21 protein-coding genes are annotated in these 21,446 nt (G+C 75.4%); 9 read left to right on the forward strand and 12 right to left on the reverse strand.

The annotated features are described in order from the left end of the window. Positions 1-82 precede the first annotated feature (82 nt). The 4 genes from IE248_RS12125 to IE248_RS12140 all read right to left on the reverse strand — a co-directional run bounded on the left by IE248_RS12125 (position 83) and on the right by IE248_RS12140 (position 6,665). Positions 83-943 carry an NlpC/P60 family protein gene (locus tag IE248_RS12125; RefSeq protein WP_037798904.1) on the reverse strand — a complete coding sequence of 287 codons (861 nt, stop codon included), beginning with the start codon at positions 941-943 and terminating at the stop codon, positions 83-85. 160 nt (positions 944-1,103) lie between these two features. After that, positions 1,104-5,075: an nSTAND1 domain-containing NTPase gene (locus tag IE248_RS12130; RefSeq protein WP_229895267.1), complete on the reverse strand. Its 3,972-nt coding sequence runs from the start codon at positions 5,073-5,075 to the stop codon at positions 1,104-1,106. Between the two features lie 164 nt (positions 5,076-5,239). Further along, positions 5,240-5,605 (reverse strand): hypothetical protein, encoded by a 366-nt coding sequence (locus IE248_RS12135; RefSeq protein ID WP_037800247.1) that lies wholly within the window; start codon positions 5,603-5,605, stop codon positions 5,240-5,242. A gap of 187 nt (positions 5,606-5,792) precedes the next feature. Next, positions 5,793-6,665, reverse strand: coding sequence for an ATP-grasp domain-containing protein (locus tag IE248_RS12140; RefSeq protein ID WP_190030708.1), 873 nt, complete (start codon positions 6,663-6,665; stop codon positions 5,793-5,795). 112 nt (positions 6,666-6,777) lie between these two features. Between IE248_RS12140 and IE248_RS12145 the strand changes: the two genes are divergently transcribed. From IE248_RS12145 to IE248_RS12155, 3 genes are read left to right on the forward strand one after another with little or no spacing between them, the layout of a single operon-like run. Continuing rightward, positions 6,778-7,146: a metalloregulator ArsR/SmtB family transcription factor gene (locus IE248_RS12145; protein WP_100580840.1), complete on the forward strand. Its 369-nt coding sequence runs from the start codon at positions 6,778-6,780 to the stop codon at positions 7,144-7,146. A gap of 5 nt (positions 7,147-7,151) precedes the next feature. Further along, entirely contained in the window at positions 7,152-7,895 is a 744-nt protein-coding gene (locus IE248_RS12150) for a DUF2071 domain-containing protein (protein ID WP_190030829.1), read from the forward strand. A gap of 40 nt (positions 7,896-7,935) precedes the next feature. Further along, positions 7,936-8,541 (forward strand): HD domain-containing protein, encoded by a 606-nt coding sequence (locus IE248_RS12155; protein ID WP_190030709.1) that lies wholly within the window; start codon positions 7,936-7,938, stop codon positions 8,539-8,541. A 30-nt stretch (positions 8,542-8,571) separates the two neighbouring features. On the opposite strand, the gene IE248_RS12160 is transcribed toward IE248_RS12155, so the two are convergent. Together IE248_RS12160 and IE248_RS12165 are read right to left on the reverse strand one after the other, a co-directional pair. Beyond that, positions 8,572-9,366, reverse strand: a complete 795-nt coding sequence (locus tag IE248_RS12160) for an SGNH/GDSL hydrolase family protein (protein ID WP_190030710.1) — start codon at positions 9,364-9,366, stop codon at positions 8,572-8,574. After that, positions 9,353-9,922 (reverse strand): PadR family transcriptional regulator, encoded by a 570-nt coding sequence (locus tag IE248_RS12165; RefSeq protein WP_037798915.1) that lies wholly within the window; start codon positions 9,920-9,922, stop codon positions 9,353-9,355. The genes IE248_RS12160 and IE248_RS12165 overlap by 14 nt, the downstream gene beginning before the upstream one ends. 93 nt (positions 9,923-10,015) lie before the next feature. Here IE248_RS12165 and IE248_RS12170 point away from each other — a divergent pair, with 93 nt between their 5' ends. After that, a complete protein-coding gene (locus IE248_RS12170) occupies positions 10,016-10,447 on the forward strand; it encodes a nuclear transport factor 2 family protein (RefSeq protein WP_100580836.1) in 432 nt (143 codons plus the stop codon). A 31-nt stretch (positions 10,448-10,478) separates the two neighbouring features. Here the strand turns inward: IE248_RS12170 and IE248_RS12175 are convergent, their stop codons facing one another. Further along, the gene (locus IE248_RS12175; RefSeq protein WP_037798918.1) at positions 10,479-11,060 is read right to left on the reverse strand and encodes a TIGR03086 family metal-binding protein; all 582 of its coding nucleotides are present in this window, start codon (positions 11,058-11,060) and stop codon (positions 10,479-10,481) included. A 99-nt stretch (positions 11,061-11,159) separates the two neighbouring features. On the opposite strand from IE248_RS12175, the gene IE248_RS12180 reads away from it, so the two are divergent. Then, positions 11,160-11,669 (forward strand): GNAT family N-acetyltransferase, encoded by a 510-nt coding sequence (locus IE248_RS12180; RefSeq protein WP_190030712.1) that lies wholly within the window; start codon positions 11,160-11,162, stop codon positions 11,667-11,669. Between the two features lie 127 nt (positions 11,670-11,796). After that, positions 11,797-12,918 carry an AI-2E family transporter gene (locus IE248_RS12185; protein WP_079196311.1) on the forward strand — a complete coding sequence of 374 codons (1,122 nt, stop codon included), beginning with the start codon at positions 11,797-11,799 and terminating at the stop codon, positions 12,916-12,918. A 26-nt stretch (positions 12,919-12,944) separates the two neighbouring features. Here the strand turns inward: IE248_RS12185 and IE248_RS12190 are convergent, their stop codons facing one another. The 5 genes from IE248_RS12190 to IE248_RS12210 all read right to left on the reverse strand — a co-directional run bounded on the left by IE248_RS12190 (position 12,945) and on the right by IE248_RS12210 (position 18,961). After that, a complete protein-coding gene (locus IE248_RS12190) occupies positions 12,945-15,098 on the reverse strand; it encodes a bifunctional serine/threonine-protein kinase/ABC transporter substrate-binding protein (RefSeq protein WP_190030713.1) in 2,154 nt (717 codons plus the stop codon). 6 nt (positions 15,099-15,104) lie between these two features. Continuing rightward, positions 15,105-17,261: a bifunctional serine/threonine-protein kinase/ABC transporter substrate-binding protein gene (locus IE248_RS12195; protein ID WP_190030714.1), complete on the reverse strand. Its 2,157-nt coding sequence runs from the start codon at positions 17,259-17,261 to the stop codon at positions 15,105-15,107. Further along, positions 17,261-18,115 (reverse strand): hypothetical protein, encoded by an 855-nt coding sequence (locus tag IE248_RS12200; protein WP_229895300.1) that lies wholly within the window; start codon positions 18,113-18,115, stop codon positions 17,261-17,263. The genes IE248_RS12195 and IE248_RS12200 overlap by 1 nt, the downstream gene beginning before the upstream one ends. Before the next feature lie 78 nt (positions 18,116-18,193). Beyond that, positions 18,194-18,562: a DUF4180 domain-containing protein gene (locus IE248_RS12205; RefSeq protein WP_073798705.1), complete on the reverse strand. Its 369-nt coding sequence runs from the start codon at positions 18,560-18,562 to the stop codon at positions 18,194-18,196. A gap of 69 nt (positions 18,563-18,631) precedes the next feature. Beyond that, a complete protein-coding gene (locus IE248_RS12210) occupies positions 18,632-18,961 on the reverse strand; it encodes a hypothetical protein (protein WP_100580833.1) in 330 nt (109 codons plus the stop codon). A gap of 107 nt (positions 18,962-19,068) precedes the next feature. Between IE248_RS12210 and IE248_RS12215 the strand changes: the two genes are divergently transcribed. The 3 genes from IE248_RS12215 (at position 19,069) to IE248_RS12225 (ending at position 21,396) form a co-directional block, all read left to right on the forward strand. Next, a complete protein-coding gene (locus tag IE248_RS12215) occupies positions 19,069-20,277 on the forward strand; it encodes a sensor histidine kinase (RefSeq protein ID WP_100580832.1) in 1,209 nt (402 codons plus the stop codon). After that, positions 20,274-20,939 (forward strand): response regulator, encoded by a 666-nt coding sequence (locus tag IE248_RS12220; protein WP_190030715.1) that lies wholly within the window; start codon positions 20,274-20,276, stop codon positions 20,937-20,939. Before IE248_RS12215 ends, IE248_RS12220 begins: the two co-directional genes overlap by 4 nt. A 139-nt stretch (positions 20,940-21,078) precedes the next feature. Then, positions 21,079-21,396, forward strand: coding sequence for an SHOCT domain-containing protein (locus IE248_RS12225; protein WP_037800254.1), 318 nt, complete (start codon positions 21,079-21,081; stop codon positions 21,394-21,396). Positions 21,397-21,446: the final 50 nt, after the last annotated feature.

Consider the following 21,446-nt stretch of genomic DNA (forward strand, 5'->3'; position numbering starts at 1 on the left):
GCGGTCCGGCCACCCCCGAGACGATCATGACCGCGGACCTGTGATCGTAGTTGCCCGTGGCGGCCGGCCGGCCCACGGGGACTCAGAAGGTGCAGGTGGGAACGGCTTCCAGCCACGCGGCACCCTTGATGTAAATGTTCGTCATCCACGCCTGGTAGTCGGGCAGGTACGACCAGGCGTCATTGGTGTAGCCGTCGGAGGTCACCGTCTCCGCGTGCTTCTGGCAGGCCACCCGGATCGTGGTGGGGCCGGGGAAGGCGTAGACCCGCGCGGCCGAGACGGACGGCGCGGCCTTGGTCCAGACGCCGGTGCCCCAGGTCTGGAAGACGTGCCCGGTGACCGGGCCGGTGTTGACGCGGAGCGCCCCGTGGTAGTCGCCGTCCAGCCGGACGTCACTGACCATCAGCTTCGTCCCCGACTGCTTCGCCTCGACCATCTTGCCCGCGCCGAGGTAGATCGCGATGTGGTGCAGGTGCGAGGAGGTGCCCCAGGCCAGCAGGTCGCCCGGCAGCAGCGGGGCGAGGCCCTCGCCGGCGGCGAAGCGTCCGGCGGCGCGGTGCGTGTAGTACTGGGTGTCGGCGGGCCCGTTCAGGACGTCCGAACCCGCGGCGCGGGCGTAGGCGTAGCGGACCAGACCCGAGCAGTCGAAACCGCGCCGCTCGGGATCGTGCTCGCTGGCCGGATCGGTGGGGTCCACCTGCCCGTACGAGGCACCGGGCTGCGGGCCGTGACCGCCGCCCCAGGAGTACCAGACGCCCGCCGCCACTTGTTCGCAGGCGGCGGCCACGGCGCTCTCCGCGGCCGCGGAGGCACCCGGGGCGAGCACCCGGCAATCGGCCGCGGCGGCCGAACGCGCCGTGTGGGCGGTGGCGTTGGCGGACGCCCCCAGGAGGAGAACGAACAAGGCGACGAGTGCGCCGATGAGACCGGACCTGCGTGGCATCGCGGGACCCCCGATTCTGTCTTCCCGTGGTGGTGGAACCTCGCTACGCAGCCTGCTGGCGCGGGGTGGACCGCGTCGAGGACCTGGCGCCACCCCATGCGGAGAGGCAACGGGAAACCCCGGGGAAACCCCCGCCGACCAGGCCCTTTCGGGGGCCCGCTCACGGCCGGGCGCAGCCCCGCGTCCGCGCGGGCACGGGCAGACCGGGCGCGAGCGCCGCCCGCTCCGCCGGGCCGATCGCCTCCCGCAGCCGGCAGATGTCGGCCAGCCGCGCCCCCGGGTCCGGGTTCCACAGCCGTACGGTCCCGTCGTTGCTGCTGCTCGCCACCGTCCGGCCGTCGGGGGAGAAGACCACCCCCCACACCGCGTTCGTATGGCCCGCCAGCGCCGCCCGGAGCCGGCGCCCCGCCACGTCCCAGAGCCGTACCGTACGGTCGTTGCCGCTGCTGGCGAGCGTGCGCCCGTCGGGCGAGAAGGCGATGCCCCGGGCGGCGCCGGTGTGCCCGGCCAGCACCGCCACGACCCGCTGCCGCCGTACGTCCCACAGGCGTACGGGGCCGTCGTTGCCGCTGCTCGCCAGCGTCCGGCCGTCCGGGCTGAAGGCGACCGCCCGGACCGCGCCCGCGTGGCCGGTGAGCGTGGCCAGCGGGCGCCGCCCGGCCACGTCCCACAGACGTACCGTCAGATCGTCGCCCGCGCTCGCCAGGGTCCGGCCGTCGGGGCTGAACGCCACGTCGTTCGCGAAGTCGGTGTGGCCGGTGAGGATTGCGAGCGGGCCGCGCGCGGCGACGTCCCACAGCCGGACCGTGCCGTCCGAGCCGGCCGAGGCCAGGGTGCGCCCGTCGGGGGCGAAGGCGACCGCGAACACGGTCCCGCCGTGGCCGGTGAGGGCGGCGAGCGGGGCGCGCGCGGCGACGTCCCACAGCCGGACCGTGCCGTCCGAGCCGGCCGAGGCCAGGGTGCGCCCGTCGGGGGCGAAGGCGACCGAGAACACCGTCTCGGTGTGCCCCGTCAAGGTGGCCAGAACCCGACGGTGTACGACGTCCCACAACAGCACCGTGTGATCGGCGTCGGCGGTCGCCATCAGCTTCCCGTCCGGGCTGTACGCGGCGTGCCAGATCTCCGTGAACGGGCGCGAGATGAGCGCCGGACCGCGCAGGTCCCAGAGCACCACGGACTGGTCGAAGGCGGCCGTTGCCAGTGTCGTCCCGCCGGGGTCCACGGCCACCGCGAGCACGTAGTCGGTGTGCCCGGCGAACGTGGCCGTCAGCCGCGCCCCGCGCACGTCCCACAGCCGGGTGGTGCCGTCGCCGCCCCCGCTGACGACCGTCGTGCCGTCCGGCGTGTACGCGACGGCGTTGACGTCGTCGCTGTGGCCGGTCAGCGTTGCGGTGGCCCGCCCCCCGGCCACGTCCCACAGCCGTACGGTGCGGTCCACGCCGCCGGTGGCGACCGTCTTGCCGTCGGGGGCGAACGCCGCGCCCAGCACCTCGCCGGTGTGCCCTTCGAGGACGAGGAGCTGGCGGGCGCCGGCCGGGTCCCACAGCCGTACGGTCTGGTCGGCGCCGGCCGACACCAGCGTCCCGCCGTCCGGCGAGTACGCCAGCGCGTTGACCCGGCCGGTGTGCCCGGTGAGGGAGGCGAGGGCCGCGTGGTCGCCGCCGGTGCTCCACAGCTGGACCGAGCCGTCCGCGCCCGCGACGGCGAGGGTCCCGCCGTCGGGCGCGAAGGCCAGGGCCCGGGCACCCGAGGTGCGTGCGGGGAAGACCGTGGGGCTCCGTCGGCCGGCGATGTCCCAGAGGTGGACCGGACCGTCCGTCGAGGCCGCCGCCAGCGTCCGGCCGTCGGGGCTGAAGGCGACCGCCCGGACCCGGCCGGTGACGGTGAACGCCCCGACCGTCCGCCGGTCCGCCACCCGGCGCAGCAGGACCCGCCCGTCCGAACCGCCCGTCGCCAGCAGCCCGTTCGCCGGCCCGCCGGTCCCCGGCCCGAAGGCCACCGCGTTGACCGGCCCGCTGTGCCCGCCCAGCCGGGCCAGGAAGGGCTGCGCCTGGGTGCTCAGCAGAGCGCCGCGGGCCTGGGGGGTGTCCTTCGTACGGTAGGCCTCCTCGGCGAGCAGCATCGAGGCCTCGGGCTGACCGGCCGCCAGCGAGGTCGACTGGACGGCCAGCGCCTGCGAACGCGCGACGCGTTCCTGCCCGAGGGCGCCCTCCCGCTGCTGGTAGGCGAGGGCGCCGGCGGTCACGGCCAGCACCAGCAGCGCGACGAGCGCGGCCAGCATCCGCTGCCGTACCCGGACCTGGCGCCCGGCCTGCGCCTGCCGCAGCTCCTGCGCGGCCCGGCTGGCCCGGAGGAAGGCGGCCTCCGGGGGGCCGAGCCGGCTCAGGCCGTCCAGTTCCTCGGCCCAGGAGCGGGCGGTTTCCAGCCGGGTGCCGCGGTAGAGGACCGACGGGTCGCGGCCCTCGCGCTCCCATTCGTCGGCGGCGTGCGTCAGCTGCTGGTGGATCAGCAGCCCCGCCCGGTCGGCGTGGATCCAGCCGTGCAGCCGGGGCCAGGCGTGCAGCAGGGCCTCGTGGGTGATCTCGACGGTGTCGCGGTCCACGGTGACCAGCCGGGCCCCGACGAACGCGTCGAGGGCCGCCCCGGCGCGGTCGGTGTCGGCCAGCTGCTCCATCAGGGCGGCCCGGCTCAGCCGGCGCCTGGTCGCCCCCGTGCCGTCGGCGACGTGCACCAGCCGGACCAGGACCCGCCGGATCGTCCGCTGCCCGGCCGGATACAGGCCGGCGAACACGCTCTCCGCGGTGTGCGCGATCGCCCCCTGGATGCCGCCGGAGTGCTCGTAGCCCGCGACGGTCAGCGTGGCGCCCTCGCGCCGCTGCCAGGTGGCCATCAGCGCGTGCGACACCAGGGGCAGCGCGCCGGAGGGCGCGCCGGGGCCGGAGGCGGGGTCGCCGCGGAGCGACTCGGCCGGCTCCTCGCGCAAGCCCGCGTCGCGCAGCAGCAGCGGGACCAGTCCCGGTTCGAGGGCGAGCCCGGCGAGCTCGGCCGGGCGCGTGATCGACTCCCGTAGCTCCGCGACCGACATCGGCGGCAGGACGAACAGCCCGTCCGTGAACGCCCTGGCCAGCTCCGGGAGTTCCAGGCAGTTCCCCGAGAAGTCGGCCCGTACGCCCAGCACCACGACGGCGGGGTCGTGCCGGGTCCGCTCCGGCCCGTCCGCGGCCAGTGCGCAGAGCACCCGTACGAAGGCGCGGCGCTCCTCCTCGGCGGGGCACAGCGTGAACAGCTCCTCGAACTGGTCGACGAGCAGCACGGGCCGGACGCCCGGCGCGGCGCCCGCGTCCGAGAGCCGCCGCACGGCGTCGAGGAGGACCTCCGGATGCTCCCGCAACTGGTGCGGGGTGATGCCGGGATCGCCGTCCAGCACCTTCGCCGCGCTGTCCAGCAGTTCCTGGAAGGGGTGCGCGGTGGGCGTGAACCGTATGACGGGCCACCAGTCGGCGCCCGGCATGGGGAAGCCGCCGGCGCGCCGCAGCGCCGGTACGAGGCCCGCGCTGAGCAGCGAGGACTTGCCTGCACCCGATCCCGCGACGAGCATCAGCGGTCCGCTGCCGATCCGTTCGAAGACGCGCTCGACCAGGGCGGCCGTTGCGCGCTCCCGGCCGAAGAACCAGCCCGCGTCCTGCGGGGTGAAGGCCGCCAGTCCCCGGTAGGGGCAGTCCCCGGCCGACTGCGGCGGGGACGGCGGCGGCTGCGCCGGGGCGGCGGATCCGGCGGCGGTCCCGGCGGCGGGCCCCGCGGCGGACCGGGGGCCGGGTACCTCCGTGTCCCGGACCAGCCGCAGGAGTTCGCCGCCCGCGCCCAGCACCTCGTCACAGCGGCGGGCCACATCGACGGTGGGGGGCTTCGCGCCCGTCTCGATCTTGCTGAGGTAGCCCTTGCTGTAGTGCGTGCGCCGCGCCAGATCGGCCAGCGAGAGCCCGCGCCGCGCCCGCAGCCGCCTCAGCCGCGCGGGGAAGGGCAGGGCGGAGCCGTCGGCTGGTTCCGCTGATTCGGCCGGTTCCGCCGGTTCGGTTGATTCCGCTGATTCGTCGTGATGACCGGTGTTCCGTCCGAGGTCCGGATCGCCCACGGCATCCCCCATGGCAAAGCGCGCCCAGGTCGTGAGATGGCAGGCGCCCAGGCTACAGCGGGGGACTGACGGCCGAGCACGGACCGGATCCGGTGTGGCGGGAAACGGGAACGCCCCGGAGCCGCGCGCGGGCGGCTCCGGGGCCCGTCCGAACGGGCGGACGGCTACGGCCGGTTGAGGGTGATCGAGTTGATCGGCGTCAGGTCGGCGTAGACACCGGTGCCCTGGGCGATCGGGTTGCCGCAGCCCCGGCCGCCCGAGCCGGTGCACAGGCTGGCGCTGGCGCCGCCGTACTGGTTGTTGAGGACCCAGTGGCGCCCGAACTGGTTCGACAGGTTGTGCGCCCCGTAGGAGTAGTAGATGTTGCTCGGCTTGACGGCCGGGTTCTGGTCCTGCGGGTAGATACAGACCGCTCCGTCCGGGCAGCCGGCCCACACGTCGGCCGGCTGGGCGGCTGCCGTGCCGCTCAGTGCGAAGACGGCGGCGGTCGCTGTCACGAACGCGGCGGCGCCGCGGATCATCGTGCGCATCATGTCCCCCTTGTGGGTTTTGCATCGGGTTGACGGCTTCAGCCTGCCCCTGCCCGATCCGGGGATCGACGGGTTTCCCGTTGCCCGTCGGCCCCCGGGCCGGGAAACCCCGTGTGACCAGGCGAGCCCCCCGGCCATGGTCAACGGCGGGGGAGCGGCTCCGTACCTCCCGGGGCGGACGCGGCCCTCAGAGGCGGGCCACGGCCTCCACGAAGCGGTCCACCCCGCCCTCGGTCGCCGTCAGGAACAGGTTCGGCTCGATCAGTTCCAGCTCCATCACCACCGGTGCCCCGGCCGTGTCCAGGGCGAGGTCCACCCGGGCGTACAGCAGCGGACCCGCCGCCAGGGCGGTGGCCAGGGCCGTCAGGGCGGCCCGGGCCACCGCCAGTTCGGCCGCGTCGGGGACGTGTTCCACCAGGTCCGGGTGCGGTACGCGCGCGTTGTCCACGCGCCCCGTGTCCGTCAGCACCGGTCCCTTGCGCATGGCGTGGCTGAACTCCCCGCCCAGGAACACCAGCGCCCGCTCGCCGTCGACGATCCGCTCCAGGTACGGCTGGACCATCGCCGTCGCCCCGCCCTCGTGCAGCATCCGTACGTGTGCCTCGGCCGCCCCGCGCTGGGCGGGCGTGTACCGGGCGCTGTCGCGCGCGCCCGCCGACACCGACGGCTTGACGACTATCTCCCCGCCCTCCGTCAGCTCCACCGGCTCGCCCGGCGCGATGAACCTGGTCGCCACCGTCGGGACGCCCGCCGCGGAGAGCTCCGTCAGGTACGTCTTGTCGCCGTTCCAGCGCACGACCTCCGCCGGGTTGTGCAGCGCGCTCACGCCGCCGACGCGGGCGGCCCACGCGAGGAACTCCGCCAGCCGCCCCGGGTAGTCCCAGGTCGAGCGGATGACCACCGCGTCCTGCGCCGCCCAGTCGAACGCCGGGTCGTCCCAGTCGGCCGCCGTCGCGTCCACGCCCCGCTCGCGCAGCGCCGCGATCAGCACCGGGAGCTCCGCGTCCCTCGCCCGCCCGAACGCGTCCGTCGCCAGTGCCACCCGTCGCGCAGCCGCCATCTCCGCCCACCTCCCCAGACACACCCATCACTGCTTGCCTCATACAACGGTCAACCCGCGTCCATGGCAAGCGGCGTTGTTAGCCATTTAGCTAATGTGCTAAACATTGCGCATGTCCGAACAGCACCCACAGGACGGCGAGGCCGGGGTCTTCCGCGCGCTCGCCGACCCGACGCGCCGCCAGATCCTTGAGGACCTCCGGTCCGGCGAGCTGGCGGCGGGCGAGATCGCGGCCCGGTTCCCGATCAGTGCCCCGTCCGTCTCCCGCCACCTCGGCGTGCTCAAGGGCGCCGGTCTCGTCGCCGAGCGGCGCGAGGGCAACCGGATCCTCTACTCGCTGGTCGAGGACCGGCTCGCGACGAGCGTGGGCCGGTTCCTGAGCGCGGTCTGCCCCGAGCAGATCGTGCTCAGGCACACCGCATGGCGGCACGGCGCCGCGCCGGCGGGCACGCCCCGGGCGGACGAGGAGCGCGGAGCGTGAGCGTCATGAGGGCGCCGAGGCTGGCGAGCGTCATCGAGCGGCGGCTGCTGGTGAACTACCGGGTGGATCCGGACACCGTCGCCCGGCTCCTGCCCGACGGCCTGCGCCCCCAGCTGGTCCGGGGCCACGCCGTCGCAGGCATCTGCCTGTTGCGCCTCGGCTCGGTCCGCCCCGCGTGGGCGCCGGCCGCCGCGGGGCTGCGCAGCGAGAACGCGGCCCACCGGATCTCCGTCGAGCGGGACGGCCCCGACGGGGTCGAGAGCGGCGTGTACATCCCGCGGCGCGACACCGCCTCGCTGGTCAATCGCTGGGCGGGCGGCCGCGTCTTCCCCGGCGAACACGGCCGCGCCGACTTCACCGTGCGGGAGACCGAGGACACCGTGCGGGTCGCCTTCGCCACCCGGGACGGAAGCACCGAGGTCGACGTGACGGCCGAGGTCACCGACAGCCTGGAGGGGAGCGTGCTGTTCGCCGGCCTCGAAGAGGCGTCGGCGTTCTTCCGCGACGGCAGCGAGGGCTGGTCGGCGACGCGGTCGGGCCGCAGCCTGGACGGCATGCGGCTGGAGACCGACGCCTGGCGCGTCGAGCCGGCCCGGATCACCTCGGCCCGCTCCAGCTTCTTCGACGACCCGGAGCGCTTCCCGCCCGGTACGGCCGAGCTGGACTCGGTGCTGGTGATGCGCGACGTACCGGTGCGCTGGCAGCCGCTGCCCGAACTGCCGACGGCCCGCCGCCCGGCACCCTGCTGACCGGCGGGCCCGGCTTCGCGGGGTTGTTACCGTTGCGGCCATGGCCCTCTCCCTTCCGACCCCGGCGGAAATCCGCGCCCTGCACGAACGCCACGCGCCCTCGCCCGAGGCCCTGGAGCTCGTCCACACCCACTGCGAGATCGTCTGGCAGGTCGCGGAGCAGCTCCTCGCGCGGTACTCCGGCGACGGGATCGACCGTGATCTCGTACGGGCCGGATGCCTCCTGCACGACATCGGCGTGTACCGGCTCTATGACGCCAACGGGATCCTGGACCACGGGAATTACATCCGGCACGGAATCCTCGGTCACGACATCCTGAAGGCCGAGGGGCTGCCCGAGGAGATCTGCCGGTTCTGCTCCTGCCACACCGGCGTGGGCCTCACCCGCCGTGATGTGGAGGCGCAGGGGCTGCCGTTGCCGCCCGCCGACTACGTCGCGATCACGCCGGAGGAGCAGATCGTGATGTACGCGGACAAGTTCCACAGCAAGTCCACGCCCCCGCGGTTCCACCTGCCGGACACCTACGCCGCGTACGTCGCCCGGTTCGGCTCCGACAAGGCGGATCTCTTCCGGCTGCTCAGGAAGACCTTCGGGGACCCGGACCTGACCGCCCTGGCCGCGCGGTACGGGCACCCGCTGCGCTGACCGGACACGCCGGGCGGGCCGGCGCGCTGCTCAGCCGGCCGCCCGTACGGGGAGCAGCCGCGGGCGCTTGGCGGTGCGGCCGTCGCCGGAGGAGCGCCCGCGCAGCCGCCTGCCGACCCAGGGGCCGGCGAAGGAGGCGGCCCACCGGAGTTCGCCCGCGGCGCCCCGCCAGCCGGTGGGGAGGGACACCGGCGGCCCGGGCAGCGGCCGGGTCCAGGAGTCGTCGCTGCCGGGCACGGCAAGCGCGTGCGCCAGCGCGGCGGCGATCCGGTCGTGGCCGAGCGGAGCGGCGTGCAGCCGGTCCGGGCTCCACAGCCGGGGGTCGGTGACCACCGGGTGGTGGGCGGTCTCGGCGACCGCCACGCCGTGCCGGCGGGCCGCCCGCAGGACGCGCTCGTTCAGCGCGGCGACCCGGGGGCTCAGCGGGCGGGCGAGCGGGCTCATCCGGGCGACGTCGGGAAACGTGACGGTAGCGACGCGGACCCCCTGGGCCGTGAGCGCCGCGAACACCGCCTCCAGCTGACCGGCGACCTCATCGGCGTCGAACCCGGGGCGCAGCAGGTCGTTGACCCCGGCGACCACCGTCGCCAGGTCGGGGCGCAGGGCGAGGGCCGGTGCCAGCTGCTCCTCGTGGACGTGCCGGGCGAGGCGGCCCCGTACGGCCAGATTGGCGTACCGCAGGCCCGGGTTGTGCGGGGCGAGGCGCTCGGCGAGCCGGTCGGCGAACCCGCGCAGGCCGACCGTGTCGTCGCCGTCACCGACGCCTTCGGTCTGGCTGTCTCCCAGCGCCACGTACCGCAGGAACCGCTGTTCAGTGCTGCTCACGGGCTGCCTTCCGCTCGCGCAGGACGGTGATCGCGCGGGCGCACCAGTCACGGTTGCCCTCCTCGAAGGCGAGGCCGCGCAGGCAGGTCAGGTACGGGCCGACGCGCTCGCCGTGGCGCAGGAACTCCTCCTCGTCGCGTTCGCCGCGCATCGTGCGCAGCAGCCGCTCGAACAGTTCGATCTTGCCCTCGGCGAAGGCGGCGCGATCGGCAAGCTGGCCGATCAGCCCTTCGGTGTCCACGTGGTCGGCGGCCTGGACCTTGACGAACAGGTCGTCGCGTATGAACGAGGGCTTGGCGGCGCTCGCGGTGAACCGCTCCAGCTCGGCCAGCCCGGCGGCGGTGACCTCGAACAGCCGCTTGTTGGGCCGGGTGTCCTGGACCACCTCCCGGCCCGCGATCAGGCCGTCGCCCTCCAGCCGGGTCAGCTCGGCGTACAGCTGCTGCGGCTGCGCGTGCCAGAAGTTCGCCACGCCGAGACCGAAGGACTTGGCCAGCTGGTAGCCGCTGAGTTCCTCGTCCAGCAGCGCCGCGAGTACCGCGTGTTTCAGGGCCACGGCGGTGGCTCCTTTCCGGCTCTGTCCATGCACACGGCCTCCATGATAGTCATGGATATGACTAGTCACCATCATGACTATGGAGGAGAAGCCGTGAGCACAGCAGACCGTTTCCGTGCCGCCGTCGACAACCGGGACCTCGCCGCCCTGGACGGCCTGTTCACCGAGGACGTCCGCTTCTACAGCCCCGTGAAGTTCACGCCCTTCGAGGGCAAGCCGATGGTGCTGGGGCTCTTCGGGGTGCTGCTGCGGGTCTTCGAGGACATCCGCTACATCGGGCGGTACGACGGCGCCGCCGAGACCAGCGCCGACGGCGCCGTGGCCCCGTCGGCGGTCCTGCCCTTCCGCGCCACCGTGGGCGGCAAGCAGATCCACGGCATCGACCTGCTGCACTTCGACGACGAGGGCCGCATCAAGGAGTTCACGGTGATGGTGCGCCCCCAGTCCGCCGTCCAGGCCCTGGGGGAGGCGGTCCTCACCGGCCTGATGGCCGACGGCCTGGTCCCGGCCCCGCCCGCCGGCTGACCGCGGGGCCCGGGCCGCTGCTGACCGCGGCTCAGCCCGCGGGCTGCCAGCCGGGGTCGCGGCCGGTCGCCGCCAGCAGGACCTCGAAGCGCGAGGCGTCCGCCGCGGCCGGCTTCGGCTCGCCGAACAGCCCCGCGTCCCGGGCGAACGGCGCGAGCCGGTCGATGACCCCGGACAGCACCTCCACCCCCGCCGGGTCCGGAGTGAACCGCTGCCCCGAGGCCCGCGCCAGGTCCCACCCGTGCACGGTCAGGTCCAGCAGCATGATCGTCCCGACCAGGCGGGCGGGCTGGTCCATGGCGCCCGTCGTCCCCTCCTCGGCCCCGGGCTCCGCCCAGGCAGCGACCAGCCGGTCCGCCTGCCCGGCGAACCGGTCACGCCACTCGGGGTCCCCCTTCAGGCGCTCCGGCTCCTTCTCGAAGGCGCTGGGCTCCTTCCGGGCGAGCCCCTCGAAGTTGACCATGACGTCGAAGAGGTGCTCCAGCAAACCCCGGACGTCGTACCCGGAGCACGGCGTCGGATCGCCGAGCCGCTCCTCCCGTACGGTCCGTACCACGGGCACCGTCCGCGCGGCGGCCGCGCCGAGGAGGGAGCTGATGCTGCTGTCGTTCATGGCCCCACCGTAGGTCCCCGGCCCGCGCGGGCCGGGGACGCGGCGACCGCGTGTCAGACCGTGTCAGACCGTGTCAGACCCGGCGACTACCGTGGCGGCATGGAGACGCGCGTACGACTCGAACCCTGGGCCGAGGACGACTTCTGGCTGCTGCCGCGCAAGAACGAGCCGGCCATGACCAAGCACCTCGGCGGCCCGGAAACCGATGCCAAACTCCACGAACGGCACCGGCGGTACCTGGCCATGAGCGCCCGGGAGCCCGCCGCCGGGCGGATGTTCCGGGTCGTCGCCGAGGGCGAGACCGTGGGCTCGATCGGCTTCTGGGAGCGGGTCTGGCAGGACGAGGAGGTCTACGAGACCGGCTGGGGCATCCTCCCCGAGTTCCAGGGCCGCGGCCTCGCCGCGCGGGCCGCCCGCGCGCTCATCGCCCACGCGAGCACCCACGGCACGCGCCGCCACCTGCACGCCTTCCCCTCCGTCGACCACGCGGCGTCCAACGGCGTCTGCCGCGCCGCCGGTTTCGTCCTGCGCGGCGAGGCCCGGTTCGAGTACCCGCCGGGCCACTGGCACACCAGCAACGACTGGCGGGCGGTCCTGGACGGCCCCTGACGCCCGCGCCGGGGGCTCCCGCGATCCGCCGCCGTGCGGCCTTCGGGGGAACCTGCGCCGCGACGCGTGGGCCGGGCCGCCGGGCGTGGTACCTCCTGGGGAACACACCTCGGAGGTGCGGCCGCACATGACCCGACGCATCGTGGCGAGGCCGGTACGCCGGGCGGCGAGCTCGCGCGGCCGGCCAGGCCCGGGCAGCCGCGCCCGGCGGGCCCCGGCGGTGTCGCCGCTGCTGCGCACGGCCGCCTCCTACGCCTGGCGGCTCCTGGTCGTCGGCGCCGCCGTGTACGCGGTGTTCGCCGCCCTGGGCAAGTTCCACGAGCTGGCGGTCGCCGTCTTCCTCGGCCTGGTGGTGACGGCCATGCTCCGCCCGGTGGCCGGTCTGCTCGACCGGTTCATGCCCCGCCCGCTGGCCGTGGCCTGCGCGCTCGTCGGCAGCGGCGTGCTCGTCCTGGGCGCGCTGGCCCTCGTCGGGGAGGCCGTGGCGGGGGAGTGGTCCTCGCTGGTGACCGAGTTCCGCGACGGCCTCGGACGGATCCAGCGGTGGCTGGAGAAACCGCCGTTCCGCCTCGACCCCGGGCTGCTGACCGGCCTGCGGGCCAAGACCGGCGACTACCTGTCGTCCCACCGCGAGACCCTGCTGAACACGGCCCTCAGCGGGGCGGGCCAGGTGCTGGCGGTCTTCACGGTGGCCGCCCTGGCCCTGTTCTGCTCGGTCTTCTTCATCCATTCGGGCGACCGGCAGTGGAAGTGGTTCTGCGCGCAGCTGCCCCCGCGCGCCGCGGACCGGGTGGCGGTCGCCGGGACCGCGGCGTGGCGCACCTTCACCGGCTACACCCACGGCATCGTGCTGGTCGCCGCCACCAACGCGATCCTGGTGGGGCTCGCGCTCTTCCTGCTCGGCGTGCCGCTCGCCGTACCGCTGGCGCTGCTGGAGTTCTTCGCCGCCTTCATCCCGCTCATCGGCTCCCCGATCGCCCTCGCCGTTGCCACCGTGGTGGCGCTGGCCTCCCGGGGCCCGATCGTGGCGATCCTGGTGATCGCCCTGATCGTCGTCATCGGACAGCTGGAGGGGCACCTGCTGCACCCCCTCGTGATGAGCTGGGCCGTACGGCTGCACCCGGTGGTGGTGGCGCTGTCGGTGATCGGCGGGGCCATCGCCGCCGGGGTGGTGGGCGCCCTGGTCGCGGTCCCGTTCGTGTCGGTGCTCTGGTCCGTGCGCCAGGCCCTGCGCTCCCACCCGGACTGACGGCCGCCCGGCGCGGCGCGGCCGGCTCACGGCGCGGACCGGACGTCCGCGAAGGGGCCCAGGTACCCGAACGCCCCCGAGACGACGCGGTACAGGTGGGCGATCCGGTCCCCGGCCAGCGTGTGCGTGGTCGAGTCGAAGCCCAGCGGCTTGGCCAGGCCCTGGTGCGAGACCCGGAAGATCCGGCGGGACAGGCCCGGCCGGTCCCGCCCCTCGCCCGCGAGGCCCGTCAGCGCCGCGGCCAGCAGACCCACCACGTCATAGGCCTCGGTGGCCCAGCGGTCGGGCGGTTCCCCGTACGCGGCCCGGTGCGCGGCGACGAAAGCGGCGCAGCCGGGCACGGACAGCGGGTCGGTGAAGAAGGCGGCGAACAGCCAGCCCGCCGCGGCCGGACCGGCGGCCGTGAGGAAGGCGGGCTCCATCGCCTCCCCGATCCCGAGGCGCGGGCCCTCGAACCCGGCGTCCGCGAGGGCCCGCGCCAGCAGGGCGGCCCGCTCCGGCGAGGTCCCCGCGAACACGACCGCCCCCGCGCGCGCCCGTGTCAGATCGCGGACGGCCCCGGCGAAGTCGGAGCCGCCCGCCGGGATCCGGTGCACGCTCGTGGTGCCCTGCGAGGGCGGGCTCTGCTGGAGGGCCCGGGTGAGCTGCCAGGCGGGCTCGCCGTCCGCGCTGTCCTCCACCACGGCGGTACGGCTCACCGGCTCCACGTGGGAGAGGTAGTGGAGCACCGGGAGGGCGACGCCGTCGGCGGACGCCCGGGTGTCGACCAGCGTCCGCCATTGCGACTGGAAGGGCTGGGCGCTGTTCAACGACACCAGGACCAGGGTGAGATCCGCGGCCAGGCAGGCGCCGGCCAGCCCCGGTACGGCCCCGCCCCAGGTGGGGCCCACGATCGCGAGCACCGCGGGATCGGCGATCAGCTCCTTCGCGGCCGACGCCGCGCGCGCCTCGTCGCCGCCGTCGTCGGCGGTGCGCAGGGCAAGCCGGAAGGCGGCGTCCGCACGGGCGTTGTGCTGGTCCACGGCCAGCCGGAGGCCCCGCTCGTGGGCCCGGCCGGTCCGCGCTCCGGGACCGGACAGGTCGGCCTGGAGGGCGAGAGCGAGCGTGGGCCGCTCCCCGGCGGGCGGCGGCGGGGAGCCGCGCCGCCCGCCCCGGGTGGCGAACCAGCCGGCCGGCCCGCCGGCGGCGACGAGCATCCCGGCGCCGGCGATCAGCCTCCGGCGGGTGAGGGGCCGGGCGCCGGCCGGCGGGGCGTCCAGCCGGGTGGGCTCCGGGGCGGGCAGCTCCAGCGCGTGCGTGGACCGCTCGGCGATCAGCCGTGCCAGCGGCCCCGGCAGCCACGCCCCGCCACCGCCCGGGACGTCAGAGCCGCACGGGACGTCGCCGAGCAGTGCGCGCAGGTGCGCCGGGGCCGGGCGTCCGGCCGGGTTCCTGGCCAGGCAGGCCGTCACCGCCGGGAGCAGCTCGGGCGGGACGGCCGCGAGGTCCGGCTCGTCGTGGACGGTACGGAAGACCACCGCGGCCGCGTGTCCGCCGCCGAAGGGGCCGCGCCCGGTCGCCGCGTACACCAGGACGCAGCCGAGGGAGAACACGTCGCTCTCCGGCCCCGGCGCCGGGCCGCCCGCCCGGGCCTGCTCCGGGGCCAGGTACCCGGGGGTGCCGACGACCGCGTCCGCGGCCGTCAGCGTCACCGCCCCCGCCGCCCGCGCGATCCCGAAGTCGATCAGCCGGGGCCCGTCCGGGGCGAGCAGGATGTTGCCCGGCTTGACGTCGCGGTGGACCAGCCCCGCGGCGTGCACCTCCGCCAGGGCCTCGGCGAGCCGCGCCCCCAGCGTCCGTACCGCGGCCACCGGCAGCGGACCGTACCCGGCCACCGCCTCGGACAGCGCGGGCCCCGGCACGAACGGGGTCGCGAGCCAGGGTTCGCGCGCCCGCGGGTCGGCCGCCACCACCGGGACCACCCAGCGCCCCGACAGCCGCCCGGCCGCCTCCGCCTCGCGCCGGAACCGCTCCCGGAACGCCGGGTCCGCCGCGTGGTCGGCGCGGATCACCTTGACCGCCAGCAGGACCCCGGCCGGCGACCGGCCCAGGTACACGGTGCCCATGCCGCCCGAGCCGAGCCGCCCCAGCAGCCGGTGACCCCCGACCGCCGACGGGTCGGACGGGAGGAGGGGACGCATCCGCCGCTACCCCGCCGGGAGTTCGGCGGCCCGGCCCACGTAGCGCAGCCGGCCGCCCTCCACTCGGTGCAGGAAGAAGAGGTTGCCCTTGACCACCCGCTGGTCGTCGAAGGCGTACTCCTTCGTCAGACCGCGGAAGGTGCCCTGCCCCAGGGCCGCCAGCAGCTCGGCGCGCGACGGCCGGCCGCCTCCGCGCGCGGCCGTCACCAGCCGGTCGACGACCAGGTTCGCCACGTCGTGGGCCTCCGCCGTCCAGAACCCCGGGGCCGAGCCGTACGCCGCCCGGTGCGCGCGGGCCAGCGCGGCGACCTCGGGCGCCTCCGGGCCGATGTACGGGGCGAGGAACTGCCAGCCCTCGGCCGCCGGTCCGGCGGCGGTGAGGAACTCCGGCCCGATGGCGGCGAAATCGGCGGCCCGCGCCCCCTGGAACCCGGCGGCGGCCAGCAGCACGGCCACCTTGGCGGCGCCGGCCGGGGTGCCCGTGTAGAAGAGCCCGTCCAGGCGCTGGGCGAGCAGGTCCGCGACGACCGGCTCCAGGTCCGCCTCGCCGGGGCCGCGCGGGACCACCCTCGGGTACAGCGTGGCGTCCGCGGCGAAGAGGGCGAGGGTGCGCGCCAGGTGCACGGAGGCCTGCCAGCCCTCCGCGTCCCCGTCGCGGTCGCAGAGGATGCCGAGGCGGCGCGCGCCCTGCGCCTTCGCCAGCGACATGTTGACGGCTGAGCCCTGGCCCAGCGAGAGCGGGGACGCCTGGAAGAAGCTGCGCCGGTCGGCCACGCCGAAGCTGACGGCCAGCGCCGAGACGGTCAGCAGCGCCAGCGCCGCCTCCCCGTACGGCTCCAGAGCGGGCATCACCGAGGCGTTCCCCGTCGGGCCGACCACCGCGAGCACATCCGGGTCGCCGATGAGGGTGGCCGCGGCGGCCGCCGAACGGTCCGCCCTCCCGGCGTCGTCGGCGGTGGCGACGCTCAGCGTGAAGGGCTTGTCGGACCGCGCGTTGAAGGCGTCGACCGCCAGCCGTACCCCCCGCTCCTGCGCCTGCCCGGCGGCCTTCTGCGGGCCGGAGAGGTCACCGTGCACGCCGATCACCCACGACCGGGCCGCAGGTCCCGCGGCGGGCGCGCGCTTCCCGTCGTCCCGCAGCGCCAGCCAGCCGGCGAGGCCGCCGCCGGCCGCGAGCACCGCGCCGCCCGAGGCGAGCGCCAGGAAACGCCTGCGCGAGGGCGCCCCGGCGGCGCGTTCCGCCTCCCGGTCGGCGACGGTCTCCTCGATGCCGGGCAGGGCGAGCAGCGCGGCGGCGCGTTCGGCGATCGTGGCGACGACCGGATCGGGCAGCCACTCGGTGCCCGCGCCCGGGGTGTCCTCGGTCAGCGACTCCTCCAGCTCCCGGGTGCCGGGCCGGATGTCGGGGTGCTTGGCGAGGCAGGTCCGCAGCAGCGCGGTCAGTTCGGGGTCGGCGAGCACCTCCGGGCCGAACTCCGGCTCGTCGTGGACGGTGCGGAAGAGCACCGCGTCCACGGCGCCGGTCCCGAACGGCAGCCGCCCGGAGGCCGCGTACGCCAGCAGGCAGCCCAGCGAGAACACGTCGCCCGCCGGCTCGGCGGCGCGGCCGACGGCCTGCTCGGGCGAGAGGAAACCGGGGGTGCCGAGGATGACGTCGGCGGAGGTGAGAGCGGTGTGCTCGCCGCCCCGCGCGATCCCGAAGTCGATCAGCCGGGGGCCGTCCATGCCGAGCAGCACATTGCCCGGCTTGACGTCCCGGTGCACCAGACCCTGCTCGTGCATCACCCCGAGGGCCCTGGCCAGGGCCTTGCCGAGGAGGCGTACGGCGCGCGGCGGGAGCGGCCCGTGCGCGGCGACGGCCTCGGCGAGGGACGGGCCGGGTACGAACGAGGTCGCCAGCCACGGCGCGGGCGCGTCCGGGTCGGCGCCGGTGACCCGCACCGCCCAGGGACTGTCCACGCGGGCGGCGATCGAGGCCTCACGGCGGAACCGGGCCCGGAAGTCGTCCTCGTCGGCGTACTCCGCGCGGATCACCTTGACGGCGGCGAGCGCCCCGTCGTCCGTACGCCCGAGGTAGACGACGCCCATGCCGCCCGCCCCGAGCCGCCCCAGCAGCCGGTACCCGGCGATCCGGGACGGGTCCGAGGGCTCCAGCCGCTCCATCAGACGCTCCCCTTGGCGAGTGCCAGCTTGGCCTGGAGCATCAGCCGGCTCGTGCCCTGGACGGCCAGGGCGTCGATCTCCTGCTTGGTGAAGCCCGCCGCGCCCTTGCCGGCGACGGCGACCGTCACCGGCCCGAACTGCGCCTGGTACCAGACGTACCGGTACGGGCCGCCGTCGGCCTCGCTCAGGTACTCGCCGAACTCGTTGAAGGCGTCCTCGGTCCAGCCGTTGAGCTGCTCGCCCAGGTAGAAGGAGGCCCCCAGCAGGTTGTTGATCTCCTCGCCGTCGCGCAGCACCTGGCGGGGGCAGCGCAGGACCTCCTCCATGGCGTGCGCCGTCTCCCAGCCGGATTCCGTGCGGTCGCGGTGGACGGTCACGGTGGTGGTGAGCCTCACCCGGCCCCGGCCGCCCTCGGCCGGGAGGTGGAAGTGCCGGGTGGCGGTCGCCAGGACGTCCTCGGGGAGGCCGGAGGTCTGCCAGACGCAGCCCTGGTCGAGCACCGGCCAGCGGTCGGGGGCGCTCTCGAAGGGGGAGCTGCGGACGATGCCGGGCCCGAAGGCCTCGGGTTCGACGGAGATCCGCTCCAGCAGCGCGCGGGCCCCGGCGGCGTCCTTGGGCTGCTTGGCCTCGTCCAGCTCGGGGACGAGGGGCACGCCGGAGGCGCCGGTCGTCCCGGGCACGGGAGCCGAGGCCGCACCGCTCCCGGCGGACGGGGAAGCGGCCGGGGAGGCGCTCGCGCCGTCCCGCGCGCCGCCGCTCCCCGCCGAGCAGCCGGCGAGCACGAGCAGCCCCGCCGCGACGCAGCCGCCGACGCGCAGCGCGAAACGGTCCGCATACCGCCCAGGTCCCCCCACGCGGGCGATCGTACTCCGCGCCCGGCGCCCGTGAAGTGCCTTATGGCAAAGGCGGGTTGGGGAGATCCGTGCGCACCGCTACGGCCGGTCCGCCAGCCGCTCGCGCAGCTCCTCCACATCGGCCAGGAACCAGGTCTGGCGCCCGCGGTTGCACTCGCGGACGAAGTCCCGCAGCGCCGAACTGGCTTCCGTGTGGCGGGAGATGTCGCCGATGACCGCCATCCCCAGGCGGTACTGGACGAACTTCTGGACGATGTCGCCGGCGACGCGCGTACGCAGCCGGAAGAACGCGTCGTCGAACCGTTCGGCCGGCACGACCACCCACTCGGCTCCCTGGTAACCGGCGTTCCCGATCAGGTCCAGGACCTCGCGCTCGCCACGGATGGGCTCGCCCTCGGCGGCGCACATCAGGACCGGGACGTCGTGGATCTTCTCCAGGATGCTCATGCGGGCCAGGCTAGTTCCGCTCCCCGGTGAAGTCGACGCGAATACCGCGGCCGCCCCGCGGGGTCCCTCTCAGTCGCGCCGGCCCCTGGCCAGGGTCAGCGCCAGACTCACGGCCGTCGCCAGGACCACCGCCCACCAGACGAATTCCAGCGGGCCCAGCCCGGCGGCCTCGGTGCCGTCCCGCCAGACGCAGGTGACGTCCGGCGGGAAGTGGTCGCGCCGCACCGTGAAGGGGCCGCCCGGTCCGACGAACCCGTGCGCGCAGCGCTCGTCCTGCTCCGAAACCCAGACGAAGCACAGGGCCCACACGAGCGCCGTCACGCCGGTCCACACGCTGAACGCCGTCCAGCTCCGCCGCTTCGCGCCGCCCCGGTCCGCCGTGCTGGATTGGGTGTTCATGTCATCAGGCACAGTGAATGATCACACGGGCGTACTTCCCGGGGAGTACGCCCGGTCACTCCGCCCGGCGGACGACGCCGGCGCCCGCGCGCGTCTAGCGTGGCCGCATGGCGGAGCGGCGGCGGCACTGGGCGGAACGGGCGGAGCGCGCGGCGCGGGCGGGGGAGCGCGGCGGGCTGCCGTGGCGGTCCTCGCTGCTGGTGGCCGTCATCGCCCAGATCGGCAGCGGCTGGGCCGGCGAGCTCCAGCCCGGCCGGGAGCCGCTCGCAGTGGCCGGGCGGCTCCTGCTGCTGCTCGGCCCCGCCCTGCTGCTCCTGCGCCACCGCCATCCGGTGGCCGTCCTCTACGGCGTCTGCGCCGTCACCCTGGCCTACCTCGCCGGCGGCTACCCCTACGGCCCCGTCTTCCTCTGCGTGGCCCTGGCCCTGCTGAGCGCCGTCCTCGCCGGGCACCGGTACGCCGCCTGGACCGCGGCGGGCCTGCTCTGGGCCGGGCACCTGCTGATCGGCCACTGGCTGTACCGGTGGCTGCCGCCCGCCGGGGACGGCCCGGCGGCCTGGGGGACCGAGGGCGGGGTCACCGCCTGGGTGATCGCCGTACTGGCCGCCTCCGAGGTGGTCCGGGTGCGCCGCGAGCAGTGGGCCCGCGACCGGGCCGAGCGGGCGGCGGCCGAGCGCCGCCGCGTCGACGAGGAGCGGCTGCGCATCGCCCGCGAGCTGCACGACGTACTGGCCCACAGCATCTCCGTCATCAACGTCCAGGCGGGCGTGGGCCTGGCCCTCCTCGACACGGACCCCGAGCAGGCCCGTACCGCGCTGAGCACCATCAAGGAGGCCAGCAAGGAGGCCCTCGGCGAGGTCCGGCAGGTCCTCGACACCCTGCGCGCCCCGGGCGAGGCCCCCCGCACCCCCGCGCCCGGCCTCGACCGGCTCTCCGAGCTCGTCGCCCAGGCCGCCTCCGCCGGGCTCACCGTCCGCGTGGAGGGGGAATCCGGCGGCCGGGGCCTGCCCCCGGGTATCGACCTCGCCGCGTTCCGGATCGTCCAGGAGGCCCTCACCAACGTGGTGCGCCACTCCGGCTCCCGCACCGCCCGGGTCCGCGTCACCCGCTCGCCCCGCCTGCTGGAACTCCGCGTCGACGACGACGGGCCCGCCACCACCGAGGACGCCGGCGGCACCGGCAGCGGGCTCATCGGGATGCGCGAGCGGGCCTCGGCCCTCGGTGGCACCATCGAAGCCGGCCCCCGCCCGGACGGCGGTTTCCGGGTCCTGGCCCTGCTGCCCCTCGGGGGCACCGCACCGCAGGAGGGCGCGTGATCCGCGTACTGCTCGCCGACGACCAGCAACTGGTCCGGGCCGGCTTCCGGGCGCTCCTCGACGCGCAGCCCGACATCGAGGTGGCGGGCGAGGCCGCCGACGGCGCCGAGGCCCTGCGCCTGGTCCGCGCCCTGCGCCCCGACATCGCCCTCATGGACATCCGGATGCCCGGGCTCGACGGTCTGGCCGCCACCCGCGCGATCACCGGGGACGCCGCGCTGACCTCGGTCAAGGTGGTCATGCTGACCACCTTCGACCTCGACGAGTACGTCTTCGAGGCCATCCGCTCCGGCGCCTGCGGCTTCCTCGTCAAGGACACCGAACCGGAGGAACTGCTGCGCGCGGTACGGGCGGTGGTCGCGGGGGACGCCTTGCTCTCGCCCGGGGTGACGCGCCGGCTGATCGCCGAGTTCGCGGCCCGCTCGAAGGCCCCATCGGCCGCGGCCGGGCTCGAACGGCTGACCGACCGGGAGCGCGAGGTGATGGCCCTGGTGGGCATGGGGATGTCCAACGAGGAGATCGCCCGCCGCCTGGTGGTCAGCCCGCTGACCGCGAAGACGCACGTCAGCCGGACGATGATCAAGCTCGGGGCCCGGGACCGGGCCCAACTGGTGGTGCTGGCGTACGAGTCCGGGCTGGTGCGCCCCGGCTGGCTCGGCTGATCACCGGGCGCCTACTCCCGAGGAAGTACGCGCGGTGCCGCCGGCCGTAGGACGACCCGGACCCCCTCCCGGAGCGAGTCTCGTGATGAGGGAGCACACCGCTCCACACCACTTCACCGCTTCCGAGGAGCTGACCGAGATGAACACCCTGGCGTACGACGGGCCCGGCCCGTGGATCCTCTTCCTCCCGCTGGTCTGGGCGGCGGTCGTCGTCACCGTCGTCACCGCCCTGCGCCGCACGGTGTGGCGCGGCGGCCGAGGCCCGCGCGGCCCGTGGTCCGTACCGCGCGGCCCGCAGGGCCCGTACGGGGCGCAGGGCGAGAACGCGCCGATCGCGATCCTCGGCCGGCGCTTCGCCACCGGCGAGATCGACGAGGACGAGTACTGGCGCCGGCTGTCGGTCCTGGACGAACAGTTCGGCCGCCCCTTCCCGGGGGAGAGGGCGAGCGCCGGCTGAGCCGGCCGGATCCGGGCGGCCCCCGCCGGGGCACGGCACCCCGGCGGGGG

This window comes from Streptomyces goshikiensis, assembly GCF_014650555.1.
GTDB classification, from domain to species: domain Bacteria; phylum Actinomycetota; class Actinomycetes; order Streptomycetales; family Streptomycetaceae; genus Streptomyces; species Streptomyces goshikiensis.